The sequence below is a fragment of the Pseudovibrio sp. FO-BEG1 genome (assembly GCF_000236645.1).
In the GTDB taxonomy this organism is placed as follows: domain Bacteria; phylum Pseudomonadota; class Alphaproteobacteria; order Rhizobiales; family Stappiaceae; genus Pseudovibrio.
Map to the genome: position 1 here is coordinate 3,109,255 of NC_016642.1, position 19,322 is coordinate 3,128,576.

Annotated in this window: 8 protein-coding genes; 4 read left to right on the plus strand and 4 right to left on the minus strand. The window is 53.7% G+C overall.

What is annotated here, in order from left to right; genetic code table 11:
- Positions 1–7: 7 nt before the first annotated feature.
- Positions 8–11,752, plus strand: coding sequence for a LysM peptidoglycan-binding domain-containing protein (locus tag PSE_RS14160; protein WP_014285482.1), 11,745 nt, complete (start codon positions 8–10; stop codon positions 11,750–11,752).
- On the opposite strand, the gene PSE_RS14165 is transcribed toward PSE_RS14160, so the two are convergent.
- The 4 genes from PSE_RS14165 to PSE_RS14180 form a co-directional block, all read right to left on the minus strand.
- Complete coding sequence (locus tag PSE_RS14165; RefSeq protein ID WP_014285483.1) at positions 11,745–12,470, minus strand: aspartate/glutamate racemase family protein; 726 nt, start codon at positions 12,468–12,470, stop codon at positions 11,745–11,747. The genes PSE_RS14160 and PSE_RS14165 overlap by 8 nt on opposite strands.
- Positions 12,471–12,480: 10 nt before the next feature.
- Complete coding sequence (locus tag PSE_RS14170; protein WP_014285484.1) at positions 12,481–13,722, minus strand: FAD-binding oxidoreductase; 1,242 nt, start codon at positions 13,720–13,722, stop codon at positions 12,481–12,483.
- On the minus strand, positions 13,719–15,941 hold the full coding sequence (locus PSE_RS14175; protein WP_041768509.1) for a TRAP transporter permease: 2,223 nt from the start codon (positions 15,939–15,941) through the stop codon (positions 13,719–13,721). Before PSE_RS14175 ends, PSE_RS14170 begins: the two co-directional genes overlap by 4 nt.
- A 163-nt stretch (positions 15,942–16,104) precedes the next feature.
- Positions 16,105–17,115: a TAXI family TRAP transporter solute-binding subunit gene (locus tag PSE_RS14180; protein ID WP_008546398.1), complete on the minus strand. Its 1,011-nt coding sequence runs from the start codon at positions 17,113–17,115 to the stop codon at positions 16,105–16,107.
- A 149-nt stretch (positions 17,116–17,264) separates the two neighbouring features.
- Here PSE_RS14180 and PSE_RS14185 point away from each other — a divergent pair, with 149 nt between their 5' ends.
- The 3 genes from PSE_RS14185 to PSE_RS14195 all read left to right on the plus strand — a co-directional run bounded on the left by PSE_RS14185 (position 17,265) and on the right by PSE_RS14195 (position 19,200).
- Entirely contained in the window at positions 17,265–18,188 is a 924-nt protein-coding gene (locus PSE_RS14185) for a LysR family transcriptional regulator (protein WP_014285486.1), read from the plus strand.
- Between the two features lie 92 nt (positions 18,189–18,280).
- On the plus strand, positions 18,281–18,892 hold the full coding sequence (locus PSE_RS14190) for a cytochrome c oxidase subunit 3 family protein (protein ID WP_014285487.1): 612 nt from the start codon (positions 18,281–18,283) through the stop codon (positions 18,890–18,892).
- 2 nt (positions 18,893–18,894) lie between these two features.
- Positions 18,895–19,200 (plus strand): hypothetical protein, encoded by a 306-nt coding sequence (locus PSE_RS14195; RefSeq protein WP_014285488.1) that lies wholly within the window; start codon positions 18,895–18,897, stop codon positions 19,198–19,200.
- Positions 19,201–19,322 lie beyond the last annotated feature (122 nt).

Consider the following 19,322-nt stretch of genomic DNA (forward strand, 5'->3'; position numbering starts at 1 on the left):
CAGGAAGATGAACGAGCACAGCCCAATCGAACCCTTCGAGCCCGCCGTCCTACCGCAGGACGAAGCCCTGTCTTCCGACCTCACCAACCTCATCCAGCAATTCATGTCTGCTGCCGATGACCTGAACACCTCACTCTCCAGCAGTATCATCGCTAAACTCACAGGAGTTCTGAAGGGCAAGAAGCTACGGTATTTCGTTTGGCAGGATGAGAGATCCGGCAGTGTCGCAAACACAATCAACATGCTCCGCACAATGATTTCGTATGGATTTCAGGTAGATGTCGAGCTGATCTACAACAGCGCCCAGAAAACACTGCTGCAGGAACTTGCCGAACTGCTCCCCGGTTTTGATCCAGTAACCCGCGCCCCATACACATTAAACGGCATCACAATCACATTCTTCGCCTATGAAGAAACAACAGTCGGCAAGATCACCCATCGCCAGGTGCGCGGCCTGACTGGCAAAATGCCTCTCTGCCTGTGCGGTGGTGGCGACATTCCCAACATCGACAACACAAGCATCGCAACAGCGGTAAAATGCGATTACTTCGTCCTGCTGCAACCCTATCTCTGGACTGCCGAAAACAGCACAAGCAACTCCAAAATCATCCTTCCGGGCCTGAAGCGCTCCATAAATCTGGATGACCAGCTCGTCCTGCAGGGTGATCAGTTCGCCTATCGCAGCTTCAAACAGGATCTGTCCGCCAAACCCAACTGGACAGCGCTTCAGAAAATCCCGAAGGTCAATAAAAAGGCCCTAAGTGCTGCTCCGAACATCACAAATGCCATTGGAAAGTCAGCACAAAGCGGCATTGAGTTTCTACCAGTCGCCAGCTTGCCCAGCTCCTCAAGAAACAAAACCTCTCTGGTTGGCAGTACAGAAGGGATCGCCTTCGAGCTGATCGCGGCCGCCACTCTACTGCAAAAGCAAAAGGCATTTTCAAAAAAGCCAGTTGTCATCGCCATTCTGGATGACCTCTCCAGCTCCACATGGCAAACACTGGAGCACTATTTCCCAGAAAAAAACGCGCCTATTCAAAGCACAACGAGCAATCAGGATGCGCTGACAAAGAATGTGAGTGCTTACTGCAAAGCGCAGCAACTTTTCCGAAATACCTCAGGCTCAGGCACCGGGATCTATTTGAACAAGGATCTATCCGGCGCGGCTGGTAAAGCGTTCCTGAGCAAGTTGAAGCCCGGTTCAACTGTCGTCACCACATTGCAAGGCTTGCCGCCGGAAGCGATCAATCATCTGTATGCCGTAGCCACTTTGCCCGGCGTTCTGCAAGGCACCAAGACCTCTAACCTAGCGGTAAATCTGGGTAAGCCATTCTTCAAGCTGACGGATTTCACAGTAAACCCGTACCCCAGCACATTTGGAAACGGCAGCGGAAAGGCAGCCAGCAGCACATCACCAACAACCGCAGCGCTGCTCGATATTTCCAAGAACCAAATCGCCCTGGGTCTTTCTGCGTTTCAAGACGGCTTCAAAGCCTCCATGCCGCCAAACGAGCTTGCCAGATCAATTTCCGAGATCACCACGCAGTACAGATCCGGAAAAGGTGAGTATTTCGAATATTTTGACGGCCTCAAACAGTACTACACCGCCCCGCAAAACGATAAACTCCTGCAAGCACTTGGCTTTCTTGCTGCCAGATTTGCCCTTATCAAAATGGCAGGCAGTATTTTCGCCGATTTGAGCAAGCTGAAAGAAACTCTTCAGGAGGCAACGACGGACGGCAAGCTATCGCTCATCCCTGACGTTGTGACAGAGGGACCATTTCACCAGTTCCTCACGAGCATCTTAAGGGGCGGTACTCTCAGTATAGGCTCTGCAAAAAATCCGGTCTCCATCAAGCCTGTCTATAGGGCGAAGAAGTTCAGCCAAATCATTGTCACAGGAAAGACATCCGATTTTCTCGGCACAGAACTCACAGTCACGCTCACCGTCTCCAGCGTAGGCCGTGCCACGAAGAAAGCTGGCCAAAACTATAAGGTCCGCTTGGAAGTTGACCTGCAAAAACTCTCGCTGCCCGGTGTGGAATGGTTCGCGCTTGAGAACACAGACTTGTTCGCGGAGTTCTCAAGCAATGGCGCAAGACTGACGGGCGGTGTACAAACCTCGGTTGAACTTGGTGAAACGCTGGTGCCGTTCCAGATGAACTTCCCAAGCTCTGCCAGCAACAAAATGGTGGTGCAGGGGGCGTTCGCCAACGAAGCCACGCCATCGCTGAATGCTGTGTTCACTCTAATAGGCGGCATGAACTTCGCCAACTCAATCCAGACGGAGTTTGCGGATCTGAAGGAACTAAATATCGACGGACTGCGGTTCAACTACGATTCAACGGCCAAAACTATCGAGAGCTTTCAGATCTCGCTGAAAGATGACAAGGAATGGGATCTGTTTGGCGGGCTGAGCATCAAAGATCTGAGCTTTGATGTAACCGCACAGCAGCCGACTGGAACTCGCAAGGTCAGTTGGGTTGCCTCTACACAAGCCGTGATTGGAACAAGCAAGAACCCACCAACGCTTAATGTTTCCGCCACCTATCCGCAAACCACAGTCACTGCAACGCTAAACCCGGAGGGACCAAGCTTACCGGTCGAAGATCTCGTCGATGCATTGCTGCCTAAAGGCTATCACCTCAATGTGGACGCCAATATCGCGAACCTGTCTCTGGAGTACAGCCCAGGACAAAGCAACAGCAGCAGTACATACGCGGTGCAGGCCGCGGTGGATCTGGCAGGCTGGGAAATCTCTCTGGCCCCGGCAAACTTTGAGCTGAAGGACATCTATATCGATGTCAAGGGCATCGGAAGCAACTCCACTGGCACCATAAAAGCCTCCACAATGCTGTTTGAGGGGCTACCGCGCGTAAAGGCGGTGCCTGTGAATGTCTCTGCAACCTTCGATACACAAAACCATCTCTGGACCTTTACAGGAGAGCAGGGCGACACACCGATAAAGGTCAGCCAGATCATTGCAGCCTATCTCGGCAGTGGTTGGGCAACCGACAAGTTCGATCTAGATGTTACTGGCCTGAATGTTACGTTCTCAACGGGTAGCGGAAAAACCGCTTCCAGCTACGAGTTTGGCGGCACAGTCAACTTTTCAAATAAAGGCAAGAATAAAGTCAGTTGGCTGCCTGAAAACGTCACCTTCACCGCAAAGATTGGCAACTCCGGTAGCAACGAACTTTTGCGCCCCATCAACAAAGCCCGCATTCCTGTGCTGAACGGTCATGAAGAGATCGTTTTTCTGGAACCAGCTCATTCACTTCCTCGCTTTGAGAAGGCTTCCAACAACAACCAATATGCTTTGCTGACCGCTGATATTGTCTGGAACAAAATCGACCTGACAGCGTTCTACCAATACGGAAAAAAGAAGTCCGCCTTCGGCATTCAGTGGGGTGCTTTGAGTGCCGAGGTCAACGAGCAGCAGATTGCCAAGATTAAGTTCACCGAGGCAACCACTCTTGGTGGCATTATTGAAACCTTTGTCGAGTGGATGACAGGCGCCAGATTTGGCCTTGCCGCACCGTTTGATTTGCTCAACGACGTGAAACTCTCCGACCTTGAACTCACCTGGGATCTCAAGAACGAGAAAGTGTGCTTCAAGATTGATATTGGACCTATTGATCTGGTGTTTGCCTCAGTTAAAGGTATCTCTCTGAGTTATAATAGGAATTCTGGTGTCTGGGTCGAGTTGGATGGTGATTTCCTTTGGTCGGTTCACAGTTTGGAAAAAAGTGCGAAACCTAAGTGGCGCGCCGACCAACCCTCAACAACCCCAAGCCCCGGTGGAGCAGGAAACAAGTATCTGGATCTGAGGCTTCTGGCAGGTGGTCAGCATGTGGATGTCAAAGGGCTGCAGCAGGTCAATACGGCGCAGCAAGCCGTTGATATTCTTGGCTGCCTTCCTGAACCATCTGCAGACAAGGTCCCGGATATTGGCTTTGACGGCAATATCAACTGGCTGTTCGCCACGGATTTTGGTGTTTTGCGTATCGACTCCAGTAAAGAACTTGGACAGGAGCATTGGGGAGAGTTGGAAAAAGGCGGTGCCCAGTATGCGTTCACGCTGCAAGTCGTTCTGACGGATCCCAGTCTCTACGCCCTGCGTATCGCGTGCAACGGAAAAGCCGCCAAGGTATTCTCCGGTCTCGACTTTCAGGTGATCTACAAGAAGGTCTCAGAAGGGCTTGGCAAGTTCTCGGCTTCCATCCAACTGCCGGAGATTATGCGCCGCATTGATGTGGGGGCCGTCACCATCACGCTGCCCACGTTTGGCATTGAAGTCTACACCAACGGAGACTTCCAGATCGATGTGGGCTTTCCCTGGAACAACAACTTCTCTCAGTCCTTCTCCGTTGAGGCCATCGTGCCTCCGGGCATCCCGGTCAAGGGCGGTGGCGGATTCTACTTTGGCAAGTTACCTGCAGCTTCAGTAAAGGGTCTACCTATATCGAAAAATGGCTTCTTCAATCCCAATCTGGTCTTCGGTTTCGGAGCTCAGCTGGGGCTCGGGAAGTCCTTCGAGATGGGCATTCTGAAAGCAGGTTTCAGCCTTACGGCCTTCGGCATTCTGCAAGGCATTCTGGCCAAATGGAATGCGTACCAAGACCAGTATACCGACAGCAGTAACGCCTTGTCCTTGCAGGGGGAATACTTCTTCTCGCTCACCGGTACCTTTGGCATTATCGGCAAACTCTACGGCTCCATTGATTTCGCCATCATCAAAGCTTCCGTGAACATCAGGATCGAGGTTAGCGCCCAGATCAAGCTTGCGTCCTATGAACCAATCCCGATAACCATCGCAGCCAAAGTGGACGTCAGCGCCTCTGCAAGCATCGATCTTGGTCTGTTCACCATCAAAGTAAGCTTCAGCTTCTCCGCCCATGTGCACACCACCTTCACATTAGGCGCGCTTCAGAACCCAAAAGACGCACCGTGGCTGGATCATTCAGAAAACCACGAGGGGCTGTTGGCATCACCACTGGCAGAGCGTCTGGCTCTCTACAGCCGCTTCCCGATGCTGCCAGCTGGCTATGAAGCGGAGCCCATGGAGTTCAACTGGGCCAATCTGAGAGCGGCCTCAGATCCTTCAAAGAACCGTTTGGAGATCCATCTGGGCTTCGGCTTGACGCTGGCCAAAGATGAAAACTGGTCCCCATCAGCGCAGGGCCGCCCACCACAACTGCCATGCTACGTGGCCAATCTGTTCATTGAAGCGCCAGCACCAGCAAAGCCACAGGACACCGAGCTCTTTGAGAAAGCCTCTGGTGCGCAGCCGGACACTGCCTTTGAAGCTCTGGCAAAGATGACCACGCGGTGGTTGATCGCAGCTACAATGGGTGATGAGGAAGTGACCGCAAAAGAGGTCGATAGTCACCCCATCAGCGCAGTGGAGATCGGCTCCATTCTGGACAGTCTGAGCACTCTGGAAACCTCTCCCGATGCGCTCACCGAAAGCGATATCTCGAAGTTCCTTCAGCAGCAGTTCCAGCTGGATATTGCGGTGCCAGCAAGGACTGGCGAGGCACAGGCCACTTACTTCCCAATGGTGCCGGACCTCAGCCTCGCGCTGAAAGTGGGAGGCCAAACAACACTTTCCTACAGCTTTGCCGAGTTCAACAAAATCAGCTCCAACTATCTGCAGGACTTAACACATTACTTTAACCAGCTTGCCATTCAGGTGGAGAAAGAAAGCGGAAAAGATCCTTCTGAAATCACATTTGAAAACGCACAAATATCAATTGCATCATACATTTATCAGAACTACTTCATGCTGATCATGAAGCAGATGATGCAAAGCCTTCTGGATAGTCTGCGCGACTTCAACTATCCGCTTGTTTCAGGGGAAACACCAGATGGCATCGTGGCTTGGGTGAAAGGCAAAGGTGGAGCCGGTTACACGCTGGCGGACCTTTTCAAGACCAACGGAGCCCACCCGCTAACAAGCAATGTTGAGCTCACAATCCCAACCGCATCATTGGTGGTGCCTGCAGGCAAAACCCTCAAGCAGCTTTCTGAAAAGAACCAGCTCAACGCGGTGGTCAATGTCGCTGATCTCATCTGCAAGAACAAAGACGTCGCAGGTCTGCTGATCAATGGAGCGAAGATCACCTACACAGCATCTGATGGCACCAAAACCTCCCACATCACGTCAGGCAGTGAAACCTTCTGTTCCGTGGCCAAGGCTTTGGGTGTTTCACTGGAAGAGCTGAGCACCAACAGCTCAATCCCCACCCAGCCAATTCTGCTGGTTGCCGGCACAACATTGCAACTGCCTGAGTTCACGCATAAGACAGGCGACGCCGATACGCTCTCTTCAGTCGCTCAGAAGTTTGAGACAAAGGCCGAAGCACTCGCTCTGCCAGCAAATGGAACCATCACAGACCTGTTCGTCGTGCCTTCTGGTGGCTCTTCAAGCAGCCTCAGCATCGCGCATCTGCCGCAGTTCTGTGTGGGCGAACTCATCAAGGAAGTGCAGCGCACAGGCGGCATAACCCATCTGTCCGGTATGGCATCGCGCTATTACTTCCACGGCATGCGCTTGCCCACAAAAAACATCGCATCGCTCAAAAAAGGCATCACACCACTGACAGAAGGCATGTGGGTTCAAAAGGATGAGGCCGGAAAACTCACCCTGCCGGAAAAAGCTGGCCTATTTGCGCTTTCAGGGCAGCAGATCCCCATCCCAACACCGCTCACCACCTCATTCTCCATGCTGCTCGGCAAGCCTGAGGATGCCGATTGGATCACACTCGGCAACGATACAAACCCGCTGAAGTATCCGGTGGTAGTGCCGAAGGATGAAGAGAAACCCAGCAAAGACTATGAGCGCATTGAAGCGATAATCAAATGCGGTGCAAAAGGGTATCTACCAGCAGGACCCTGTCAGCTTTCTCTGCTTGCAAGTGTTGATCAGCAGCCAAGCGCATTCCCAATCCCGCATTACATCAACTGGCAGAGCGCAGAGCCAATCCCGGTTCCTTCCAGCTCCAGCACACAGAAATCCAACTCCCAGTACCTACGCCTCTGGACACTCTCAGGAGCATTGACAGCACTGGGAACGCAGGATGGTGATGCGCTACCACTGCGCATGATCGTCGAGCAGGCCGCTCAGGATGCGGCCACTGGCAAAACCATCAAAACACCGTTGGTGAACTTCGGTTGGACGTCAACCATCGAGTTCTCCATCAAAAAACTGCCTCAACAGCACAAGAGAACGAGTAATGAGGCTACAGGATCATCAGAGAATGCGCTGAAAAACACCTATGAACTGAACGGTGTCAGCTCATCCGGCACTGTAGTGCTGGAGCGTATGCTGCAATCGCTGCCTGATGACCACAGCTTCACCTCCATCACCCTGGGCTACACCAAAGGCTCTCAAAGCAGCGGAACTCATTTTGTCGGCGAGGGTGGCAGCAACGTCACCTTTGGCGTCTCGCAGACGAACCTTTCAACTGTCACAAATCCGGGTGGCGAGCTTTTCCTGCAAGAGAGCAGCCAAATCTCAAGTCCAACGCTGCTCAACACGCCGATGAACCTTGTGAAACTGCTGTGGGAAGCAGGCATCACCAACTCGGGCGGGTTCTACCTCTACTACACCGCTGATGATGGAGAGTCGGGCCTCCCTTCAAGCATCTTCAACGAAAAGGGCGAGGCCACACTAACGCTCGTGATCATTCACGAGGACCAGCAACACCTGCATCCCTATCTCAACGGCCTGGCAACAGCACAGCCATTGGCAAGTTCTGAGGCCTCACTGACAGCTTCGGCCAAAGGGGAACTGGTGGAGCATACCGTGCAACAGGGCGATACACTGGCAAGCATCGCACGGTTCTACCACTCCAACCTCAACTCACTCATCACTAACACTCTGTCGTCGGATAGCGCTGATATCGAGCTGACCAAAGGCAAAACAATCACCATAAAGCAGGGCACTTACATGGTCCCACAAGGCACCAGTGCGCCTGGAGCCTCCTTTGCCAGCATTGCCCTGCGGTTTGGCACGAGCGTCGATAAACTCGAGAAGATCAACCCGCGCCTGAAAGGCGAAAACCTGCCCGCAGGCACAGCTTTGCGGTTGCCTGCCATTGAACTGACCATTGCCGCGAAAACCCTCAGCAACGATCTGATCAAACTGACGGATCTGAAGAATATCGCAAAGTACTACGACACCGAGCCGATTGTGATCGCAAACAGCAATGCAGAACAGGAAGACCTTCTGGTACCAGGCCAGACCCTCACCATGCGTGCTGGCCCACTGTCCGTACAGCCGGGCGAGCATCCAGGAGTTCAGGTGCTCAACGCCCAAAGAGTCAAACCGCAGCCAATCCCATCAGGTGGTACCGACATTGATTACGCCAAGGCTCTGCTTCTCAACAACTACAGCCTGCTGGCCTATCAGGTGACAGAAAATCAGGACTTCAAATCGAGCAATATGGGGCTCCCCATTGGTGCCTCCGGCAAGTCCACATCACCTGATGAAAACAAAGTCAGGTATGTGTTGGAAGCATCAGCTGGTGATGCTGAGCAGTATCATGGCGCTATTTCTTATCTGGGTCTTGTGAAAAACAAAGAAAAGGACAAGCCGCTCAACCCTTACATCGCAAACGGCAGACTGCTGCAAACCAAACTCGGCTGGAACGACTATTACGGCAATACCATCCTTTCCACTCTGGATGATTATGCCAAACCAACCGGAAAGCTCAGCAACAAGCCCGCTCTGCAAGGCTACACGGACCAGATCATCCCGCTCTCCCAATGGCCTTCCACATCCGCCCGTTGGACTGTTGCAGTGAGCAAGGAACCTGAAAAGATCTTCACGCTCATGGTTTCTTTCAGCTTCGATACCAGCCCCTTCATTCCACAAAAGGGTCAGAACCCATCCATAGCCCAGCAACGCGCAGGTTCAGCTCTGGTCATCGTGGAAGATATGCTGGCTCAGTTTGAAGACCCCAACGGGTTTGAAGTGGAGGTCGACACGTCACTGGTAAGCGAAACTTATGCGCTGACAGCCAGCGAACTGAAGCAACTCATAGGCTGGTGGCAGCATATTCAAAAGTTCCTTCAGGAACACAGTGCTGCGGAAGGGAGCGAAGCAGACCCCAAACCAATCATTCCATCTTTGAAACTTCCGGTCACAATGGCGCTTGCGGATGTCCGTACTGATCAGGTTTTCGAGCTGGTGACAAAGCTCATCTTCAAACGCACCCATGGCATCGCGGTGGGAGACTATGCAGCGGACCCACTGGCGCGTTCAGTGGCAAATACAATCGCCATTAAGACCAACGTTTCCGCACCAAAACACTCTGACAAAGAGCCTAAGAAGCCCAAACCGGATATCCTGGCAGAGTTCGCAGAATGCGTTGCAAAAGCTATTCAGGGGCCAGATTTCCAGATGATGGTCGCTTCTGGCATCAACCGCTACGCCCCGTCTGCGGGCCTGTCTTCCAACGCCACATGGGCGGTCAGAGTAGGGCGCCAAGATGGGGAGCCAATCTCGTTCCGGATCACCGATGAGTGTCAACCAGAACTCTACGCGCCACTGCCAGTCAGCAACACACTGATCTCCCGCAGTGCCTCCGTCTTTCCGTACACCAGTCTTGATGACTTCGACCCTCAAACGGGTAAGTTCACGGGCACGCCAGTCAAAAGCACATTCTCCAACGTGGAAATGGATGTGTGGCTTAAGCAATACTTCGAGTTTTTCGACGGTCTGCTCTCGCCAAAGTATTCATCCTCCATCCTGTTCATCGACCATCATCTGCAGTCTCAGGCCGTAAAAGATGGAACGTCGAAGCCCACTGGCTTTATGGAGCAACTGGCAGAACAGAAGGAAAGCCTTGCCGGGATCACGGCCAATATGCTCGCGCCGATCTATCAGGATGGGACGAGCACCCGCTTGGCCTCAGCGCAAGAAACCTTCCGCCAGTCCCTGTTGAATGAGCTCTCCAACCTCTACACCACACAAGCAGCCATCTCCTTTGGTGCCGATGTGACCGCCAGCATCCAATTGCAAGGAAACGAAGAAACACCCCAGCTTTACGGCAACATAAACCTCAACAGCATCAAAAACTGCCCGCCGCAAGCTGAGGAAAACGCGAGCCCGACAACCAGCAAGACGCTCGCCAGCCTGATCTCCATGACCTCGCCAAAACTGAAGCTTCAGCAGGACGAGGAACAGCCACTCACATTCCTATTGGAAGCTTCTGAGAAACTGGGTGAGACCACAGAGTGTCTCTGTCTGGATCTTTGCTACAAGGTCACGGCTCTGGAACACCAGATCAGTCCTGTAAAAAATATCGAGGGCTATAAGGCGTCCAGCTGGTTGTCGCCAATCACAGCCGAAGACACGCCGGTGCTGGAAAAGTCTCTGGGCTCTTTCAAACTGCCAATCCTGTTGCGCAGCTTCCCCGAAACCCCGCGCATGGTCTCACAAGCTGGCCCAGCCTTTGATAAGAAGGCCACGCAGCTGAGCAAAATCACCCGATGGGATTATGAATACACCTACGGCCTGAACTTCCACTACTTGCAGGACAAAGCCCACGGCCAGATCCAGTTCAACATCAAGGATAAACCTGCAAATGAACTCGCAGGCTTCCTCGATGCATTTGCTCAGTTGGCCCAGTTCATTTCCGTTGCAAACAATCTCTCAGCCATTCTGGACCAATACGTACCCGTCATCAGCGCGGCAAAGCAGGACGACGCGGCAATAGAAGATGCAGCCAGCGTCTTATCCGCGATCATCAAGATCAATGAGGACATCATAAAAGCAGCCTCAGCCGCTGGAAATCTTAGCATGCTGGCAGCCCCGGTAACAAAGGAAGGCGCTGAGAGCTACAAGTTCAGCATTCTGGAGGAAAATCAGGCCTACACCTCAAACAACGAAGGCACTGCAGATCGTTGGGTGGTCAAACTCATTATAGAAGACTGCAACAGTCTCAAAGGCCTCACCGGAGAACCCTCTGTCGAAATCCCTGAGTGGACCAGCCATCTGGCCTCAAAAGCCTGCGAAAAGGGCAAGAAAACCTACACCTACTATTACACGCAGGAGAAAAAGAAGAAGACCACGTACCTGACGCAGGACATCGCACAGTCCATCAGTGACCGGCAGGTGATTCTACCGGGGATGCAGGTGCTGGCCCGACAGGATGCCATCGCTTCCATGTATATGACCCGAAACAACAACATCTTCGGCAAGATCAATGAGGGCTTTGTCTTCAGAACGCCGACAGCTACCTTCAAAAACCCGTTCCACCCAACTCTCTCCAGCTATCAGCCGCTTAACATCGCGTGGCTGGATGAACCGAAGGGAGAGCCGAGCAAATGCAGTCTGACAGAGCATCTGAACAATCTGTTTTGCAGGCTGTTCAAGAATGAGTTTGTTGGTGACGTCACCCTCCAGCTCAACATCGGCTATGCCTATCACTTTGCTGAGGGACTGACAGAAGAACCGATTGATTTGCCAATCGCACTCCTGCCGCCAACCCCGATCAGCATAACCACGAAAGGCAAGCCGAAGGGGAACATCATCAAGAACATTGCCAAGTCTATCACAGCCTGGGCTGAGACGCACAAGCCTTCTTGCAACAATGCCAGACTAACTTTCGCGCTCAACATCATGTCCAATCTGACAGAAAACCCGATGCCCTTGCTCAACCTGCAGGATCTTTACCTCTGCACCGATGACATCGAACCGCCACTCCCGTCCTATGAAGGGCAGATGGAAGAGGCTAGATGAAGCCGGGAAAGGCCATGCGATGGGATGTAGTGTGCACCATGCTCGCAAGGGTGATGATGTCGAACACGGGTCGGTTGACCTTGGCCTGCAGCTGATGCGCATACGGCGGTAAGTCAGTGCATTCCAGCACGATCGCACCAATCTCGGGCGAGCGCTCCACCATGCTTTCAGCAGCAGCCAACAGCTCGCTAGTCACTTTGCCCAGATCCATCTGCGTGCGCTCACCGCGCAGGATCACGGAAGAAAACTCCGGCGCCTCATCCAGCCCTTGCACCACAATTGGCACATCAGAGGCACCAACACCTTCCAGATGCTTGTCCGTCAAGGAAGACGCTGAGGCCGTGATAACGCCAACAGGAGCCTTGGTCATATGATAGGCGAGCGGCACCTGAATAAGAGATGACACAAACACGGGGATGGAAACCGCTTCGGCTATCTCCTTTTGAAAGATCGCCAGAAACCCGCAGGAGCCGGTAATCGCATGGACACCCTGATCCTCCAGCCGCTTCGCCGCGCTGATAATCGGCTCCAGCAGTTCTGGCGAGGGATCAGCCAGCAGCTTCTGCACAGTCAAACCATGAAGGATCTCATAGGTCGTTGTAAATGGCAGGCTGGAGGGGTTCTTGATGTGTCCCGGAGGCTTCGGAAAATAGCTCTCCAGCGAAAGAACGCCGATTGAAACGCCGCAGATGTTCTGGCCGCCACTATGAATAGTCATAGATTTTCCTTCAGTAGCGCGTCACGCGATAAGGTGACATGTCGATGTTTGGGGTAAGTCCGGCAACAAGGTCCGCAACCAGACCTCCGGTTTTCGGGGCCATCATCAGGCCGTAATGGCTGTGTCCGAAAGCGCCGATGAGGTTCTGAAAACCAACGATCTGCCCAATGCACGGCAAACTGTCTGGCAGGCTGGGCCGCTGACCGGACCATGTACTGATCTGTGTTGTATTCAGATCCGGTAGCAGCTTGCTCGCAAGGGCAACCAAGGCATCCAGCCGTTTTTGGTTGATCGGCGCATCCAACCCGGCGAACTCAGCCGTTCCCGCAACCCGGATTGCCTTTTCCATGGATGAGGCGACGAATTTCATGTCCATATCCATCACGGAATGGCTCAGAGAAACGCCCGGATTATCAAAGGAGACGTGATACCCGCGTTCCGCTTCCATTGGAATCTTGATCCCGAGAGGCTTCAAAAGCTCCGCAGACCAAACCCCCATGGAAAGCACAAGCTTGGGCGTAGAGTGCTCACCTTGCTCAGTCACATAGGTCCAGCTGCCGTCCTCTTGCGGACAGATCTTGAGCACCTTGGCCCGCTCAATGGTTCCGCCCATGGCCAAAAGCTTTTCAGCAAGCACTTTGCCGATCTTGCCGGGAGAAACGGCCCGTGCTTGTCCCTTGATCAAAACTGCAGCCTCAAAGTCGTGGGTGAGGGATGGTTCCAACTCACGCAGATCAGAGGCGCCAATCTGCTCAATCTCCGCCCCAACAGCCTTGCGCATGGCATAATCAGGCGACGACAGGTTGACCTGTGAAGCATCGCGGAACGCATGCACATACCAGCTGTCTTGCAGCAGATGGTCATGGCCAGTGCCCGCCAGGTGATGCCGGTAAAGCTCCACACAATCATGATTGAGCGCATACATGGCATTACTGATGGGCTGAATGCGTTCCTGCCGTCCCTCATAAAGAAACCGCAGGCCCCATGCAGCCACGCGCGGCAGATAGCTGGGCTTGATGCTCACCGGTCCTTGCGGGTCCAGCAACCAGCCCGGCACCTTCTTCCAGATCCCCGGCATGGATTGAGGTACCACGGACCATGGTGAGATGATGCCCGCATTCCCCGCAGAGGTGGCCTGACCGGGAGCGTCCCGGTCAACCATGTGCACGCGAAAGCCTTTTTCAGCCAGTGACAGTGCAGAGCAGATGCCGACGAGGCCGGCACCTAGAACAGTTACATCAGATCCTGTCATTGCGTGGCTTCCTGCAAAGTGCGCTGGCTGGCAAACTGCTGGATCAGCACAGGCGCGATCACCAGAAGGGAGGCCATGTCAGAGCCCAGGCTCGGCGCCACCAGCATCAGACCACCAATCGCCATCAGCACACGCCAGATGCCGTTAAGCGGAGCAATGAAGTAACCCGAAACCGCTGTGGCAATGGCAAACACACCCAGCGCACAGGTCAGTGTCACTTGCAGGAACGACATTAGCGTGAAGTACTCTGGCAGAACGATCAGCATGGTCGGCGCATAAACAAACACCATCGGCACCATCAGCTTGCCCAGCCCCAGCGTGAATGCATTCACACCGGTCCGGAACGGATTAGCGCCCGCAATCCCCGCCGCTGCATAGGCTGAGGCACACACTGGTGGTGTGATCTCCGAGATAACGCCGTAATAGAGCACGAACATATGGGTAGCGAGAGCAGGCACGCCCAGCTGTGCCAGCGCTGGTTGCGCCACAGCCACCAGCATGATGTAAAGCGCTGTTGTTGGCAGGCCAGCCCCCATCAGGATACAGGCAATGGCAATCAGCACCAGTGACAGGAACTGCTGAATGGAAGACTGCTCGAACACCTCAAGAGAAGTCCAGTCCAGCAGTGGAGCCAACGAGGCCGCCATATCAGCAGCCCCGTTGGTGACCATGAAGCCCAGACGGAACCCAACACCGGTGGTGTTGATCACACCAACCACAATACCAACCGCCGCAGATGCCGCACCAACGGCTAGGGCGTACTGAACACCGACGTGACAGCTGTCGAACAGGTCTTTGAAGCTCTGCCGCTCATTGCGATGCAAACATCCCAGCAGGGTCAGAGCACCCAACACTCCGGCCATAGTTGGAGAAAACCCTTCACCGGAGTAAGGTGAGGCCTTCCAGAAGATAAACCCAAGCAGCATCAATGGCACAGCAAGCGAGAGCGGCTTGTCGATGGCACAAAAGCCCACCACGATACACAGCGAGATGCCGATGAATGCTGCCATGTTGGGCGAATAACCGGAGAACAGCACCACCAGCAGCCCGATCAGCGGCAGAACGGTGAACCACCCCTCACGCCAGACCTGCACAAACTGCGGGATCTGGTCTTTCGGATAGGCTTCCAGCCCAAGGCGTTTTGCGGTGAAGTGCACGATGGAAATGACGCCGATATAGTGCATCAGGGCAGGGATAATCGCTGCAATCACGATTGTTGTGTAGGGAACCTCCAGATACTCCGCCATCAGGAAGCTCGCGGCGCCCATAATAGGAGGCGTAATCTGCCCACCCGCACTGGCCGCCGCTTCCACACCGCCCGCAAAGTGGCCCGGATAGCCAAGCTTTTTCATGTTTGGGATGGTGAGAGAGCCAGTTGAAACCGTGTTGGCGATGGAAGAGCCGGAAATCGTACCGAAGAAGGCGGAAGAAACAACGGAAACCTTCGCCGGACCGCCCGTATAGCGACCGGCAAGGATCATGGCGTTGTCGACAAAGAACTGCCCAAGCCCCATGCGCTGCGCCACAACACCAAACAGAACGAAGTGGAAGACAACAGTGGAGACCACCCAGAGCGTCACCCCAAAGATGCCTTCAAACGGGAAGTACATGTTGTTGACGAACTGACGCCAATCCACACCCGGGTGTTTCAGGATCTGGATCGGAATGTAAGGTCCGAGCAGCGCGTACCCGATAAACACCAAAATGATCAGCGGCAACACAATGCCGATGGTCCGCCGTGCAATCTCCAGCACCGACAGGATTATGATCGTCCCAAAAAAGATGTCTGGCCCGGCAGGATTGCCTTGTCGCAACGCTTGTTCGGACACATTGAAGCCAAACAGATCAAACCCGCGCCAGCTGAACCACAGATAGAGCGATCCCATCATGGCCAGAACCATGATTACCCAGTCAAACAGCGGCACATTGCCAAAACTCAGAAACTTGCCAGGCGTATTGGCATAGGCGCTATCTGATTTGAGAAACGGAAAAGCGAGGAAGATAAAGAAGTAGAGCCCGGCAAGGTGAATGCCCATATGAACGTAGTCAACCGGCGTGCCAAACCCCGCAGTCCAGAAGTGGTAGAGCGCATACGCAATGGTCGCCCAGTAAACCACTTTGGTCAGGAAAGGTCCGTTGTCACGGGTGTGCAGAGCCGAGTCGTACTTTTTCTCCAGCTCTTCCAGAGCCTTGTTATCAAGGTGCGATTGCAGGGGCATGAAACCCTCCGGGATATGGGGATGTGTCATGCGGTGGCACATGGTTGGCAGCACTCAACTGCTCAAAAGCAAAAGGCGCGCATCAAAGCCATGGGAAGACCCACCGGTGGCAGCAAACAACAGCGGAAGAGAGCTCCCGCTGCTGCTCAGAGTATTGCTGCTGTTAGTCGAGCAGACCAACTTCCTTGTAGAAGCGCTCAGCGCCCGGATGCAGCGGCACACCAATGCCATCAATGCCGTCCAGAGCGGTCTTCATGGTGATCACTTTGCCCTTTGGATGGCCGTTATCCAGCAGTTTACGCGCTGTCTTGGACCATAGAGCTTTGGTGATCTCGTAGACCAGTTCTTCATCAATATTGGCATTGGTCACAAACATGCCGCTCACTGCCACCGTATTGGTGTCATGCGTCACGCCCGGATAGGTGCCAGCCGGAATGGTGGACGGAATGTAATAGGGTACAGTCTTGTTGGCCTGTGCGACCTCTTCATCGGTAAAGGAATAAAGATCCATGCCCTTGGTGTTGTCCAGCTGGATCATCGCCGCAACCGGAGTACCTGCTGCATAGAAATAAGCATCCAGCTGACCATCAGCCGTCCGTTCTGCACTTTGTGCGTTGTTCAGTTCGGCTTCATCAATGTTGTCACGGTTGACGCCGTGGTCCGCAAGGATCAGCTCAACAGCAATCTGAGTACCGGACCCAGCCTGCGCAATACCAACGCGTTTGCCCTTCAGGTCCGCAAGGCTCGCCAGCTCACCGCCTTTAGGCAGCACAAGATGCAGATCCTCAGGATAAAGGTTTGCAATCACGCGCAGGTCCGGCTTGGCATTGCCCTCATATTTGCCGCTGCCGTGATAAGCAAAGTGCAGGGTCGCAGCGCCCGTCAGACCCGCTTCCATCTGACCAGCCTGAATCGCATTCACATTGTGCGCTGATGCGTTGGTGGACTGAGCAATCGCCACCAGATTTGGCACACCGCAGTTGCCGCCCTGATCACACGGGCGAGAGCCCGGTGGATTGGAAATAGCGTTGGCAATGATGCCACCAATCGGGAAGTAGGTGCCGCCAGCACCGCCCGTGCCAATGCGGAAAAACTTGATGTCCTGCGCAACCGCAGCTCCACTCATCATTGTGCAGGCCAGTGCTACGCCTGCGAACTTACTGAAAAATCCCATGATATCCCCCCTCTAACAAATGTAGATGTTCCCAAATAAAGATGATCCGTATTTCTGATTATTTGTGTCATGGTGGGGTAGCCTTATGCATAAAAGCAAATTCGAAATATTATGGTTATGATAGATTTCGTTTATGTATTGAGGGGCGCATGAATCTGCAGCAATTGGCGGTTTTCCGCGAGATTATGAAAACGGGCTCCGTCAGCCATGCCGCGCGCAACCTGCACCGCACCCAGCCCGCAGTGAGTGCCTCGCTCAAAGCGCTGGAAGATGATCTGGATATGCCGCTGTTCATCCGCGAAGGGCGAAGACTGATTCCTGTGCCTGAAGCCCATTATCTTCTCTCAGAAGCCTCAGGCATTCTCGACCGCCTCAAGACAGTCGAACAGAACCTCGGCAACATGCGAGATCAGGTGCAGGGCTCACTGGGCATCGTTGCCATGCCGGGCCCATCCTCCTATCTGCTGCCAGAGTTCATCAGCCAGTTCACTGCCGACAAGCCGCAGGTGAAAGTCACCCTCGCGACCCGCAGCTCACCGCAGATCCTCAACCTCATCGCCGCCCAAAGTTTTCAAGTCGGCTTCTGTGATGCCGCTGTCGGCTCAGAGCAGGAAAAGCTGTTCCATAACACCACAATCCCGTGCACCTGCGTCTGTGCTGTTCCAAAATCGTCTCCACTGGCAGAGAAAAGAGTCATTCAGGCCAAGGATCTGGATGGCATGCCTATGGGTGTGCTGCAGCCAAGCCATTCCACTTATGAAGCCACAAAGGCTGCGTTTCAGGCGCAAGGCGCGCGCCTCAATATCCGCATCGACACCCAATACTTCCTGCCGCTGTTCCATTTTGTCGAGGCAGGGCAGATCTGTTCCATCGTCGATGTGCTCAGCGCCGTCAGTTACCAGCGCAGCCGGGGAGATGCCTCAAAGATTGTCTTCTTGCCGTTTGAGCCCGCAGTCCCGTTCGGATACTCCATCGTGGTGCCACACCAGCGCCCGCTCTCACGCCTTGCCGGCTCCTTTGTCAGTTCCTGGCAGAGCTGGGTGGAGGAAACCATTGCCCAGCCCATCAAGTAGCCGAGAAATCACCCAGTTAGCGCTCGGACAAGGAAGACAGCTGCAAATCATTCTAAGCTGCAGAAAACTAGAATTTCCGCTGGAAGGGTGTAATGGACGAGATCTGCCAGAATGAAGAAGAGAGCATGGAGCGGGTCTACCGCCAGCCGGTCTCTCCATGGGCACTAGAAAATCTGCCGGGCGATCCCATGATGTGGATCCTGATCGTCAGCGAAATCCTCGTATTCGGCGGTGCGCTTTGGGCGTTTGCGGGCAATGAACTGCTCAATGTTGAGATCTACCGCGAGGCTCGCACCCACCTGAATGTGCCATTGGCAACCCTCAACACGATCATCCTGCTTACCTCCGGCCTGTTCGCAGCCATTGCAGTTCGCTTTGGTAAGGTCAAAGAAGTAGCAAAGGCACGCCTGTCCCTGCTGGGTGCTGGGGCTCTGGGTGTCGTGTTCATGGCACTCAAGATCTATGAGTATAAAGAAAAGCTTGCCCTCGGCCTCGATGTTGAGACCAATACTTTCTATACGCTCTACTATCTGGTCACGGGGTTCCACCTGGCCCATGTCATTTTCGGCCTGATCATCCTTAGCATCGTTGCCTTGTGGCCCACGGAGGACAATCTGGAATCGGGAACAGCCTTCTGGCACATGGTGGATCTGATCTGGGTGATCATCTTCCCGATCTTTTATCTCATGGGGCAGGGAGTGTAGTCATGCAGAACGAGAAAACCACATCCCGCAGTGTTCCCATGAACGATCTCTTCAAAGCATGGGTCGTGCTGATCGCTCTCACAGTGCTGGGATATGCACTGAGCCTGATCAACAGCGAGCTGCTGGTTTATGTCGGCCCGCTTATCATCGCAGCCCTGATCCTGTTCAAAGCCCGTATCATCCTCACCCAATATCTGGGCTTGAACAGGTGCCCCGCATGGCTTTCCATGCTCTCCAGCATGATCGTCGCCATAACAGTCATCTGCGCCGGATTGCTCACCTTTGTTTCAGCTGGCCTGATGCAATAGAGCGTATCTCCGAAAAGTGGTAACCGGTTTTCGGATAAAGATACGCATAAATAAGAGCTCATAGGCATATAAAAAGAAAACCCTCACGGCCTGAGCGGGCAGCGAGGGTTTCTTTCAAAGCC